We start from the raw sequence: 1,186 nt of genomic DNA, 5'->3' as shown, positions 1-1,186 counted from the left end.
CAGGGATCGCGAATCCCGCGGTGATCCAGGAAGGGGCCGGCATGGTGGACCTCTGGGATTCGCTTCCCGATCCGGTGCGCGAGGCGGTCGGGCGTCACCTCGGCCCGGTGGGCTCGGCGGCCGCTGTCGACGGCGGGCGGAACAACGATCTGACAGCCGTCGTGTACGGCGAGGACGGGCCGGTGTTCGTGAAAGCGGTCCGCGGAGTCAGCATGCGGATGCGCTGGCTGCGAAACGAGGTCACGGCCGGGACGCTCGCCGCCGGCATCGCGCCGGCCGTGGCCTTCGCGCAGGACGTCACCGCGGACGACGACTGGTTGATCGTCGGGTTCGAGTACCTGCCTGGCCGGTCCGCCGACCTCACACCCGGTTCGGCTGATCTTCCAACGGTCGGGCGCACGCTGGACCGGCTCGGTGGCCTGCCCGCGCCCGGGGTTGCCGGGCTGCACCAGCGGTGGACCGTGCGGGACTGGTGGAGCCGCCTGTGCGAGATCGCTCCGGACGTGGTGAGCGGCTGGGACGTCGACGTCATGGACCGATGGACGGCGCGGGCGCCCGAGGCGGTGGCAGGTGATCGGCTCGTCCACACCGATCTACACGGTGACCAGTTCGTGATCGGCGCCGGCGAGTCGATTCACGTGATCGACTGGGGGTGGCCCGCCGCGGGTGCCGAGTGGGTCGACTCCGCGTTCATGATTATCCGGCTCGTCGAGGCGGGACATTCTCCGCGGGACGCCGAGGCGTGGGCGGCAACACGAGCGTGCTGGACAGTAGCGGACGACGCGCTCACCGCCTTCGCCGCCTTCGTCGCCGGCCTGTGGACCTACCGGGCGGTGACCGGCGGGCCGGGAGCCTCGGCTACCCGGGCACGGGTGGCACGCCGGTACGCCAGATGGCGGCTTGCGGACTGATGCGAACCGCCCCGAACCGCTCATTCCGAACCTTGCCGCTTAGCCCACAGCCGATTCAGGGCACGCTCGAGCGCATCCAGGCCCTCTGGCGCCTGGCGGCACGCCCCGGTGTCGGTGACTCGATACCGGTGGCCCGCCGGTACGGATAACGGCCGTGTCGGCACGCCCGGTATGCTGAGCGCGACATGTGCCATGTCTCACATGTCGTGTCTGTCGTCCTGCGTCCGCTGTCCAGTGCGTCCGGCGTCGCTACACCGTGACCAGTCGGCTACACC

1 protein-coding gene is annotated in these 1,186 nt (G+C 70.6%); it reads left to right on the top strand.

From position 1 onward, the window contains the following. A partial coding sequence (locus AC5LUJ_RS07315) for a hypothetical protein (protein ID WP_493464678.1) occupies window positions 1-911 on the top strand: 911 nt, incomplete at its 5' end. Window positions 912-1,186: the final 275 nt, after the last annotated feature.

The organism is Protofrankia sp. CiP1_Cm_nod3, from assembly GCF_982290655.1.
The sequence above is the reverse complement of the archived record's forward strand: the minus strand, read 5'-3'. Positions and strand labels throughout refer to the sequence as shown.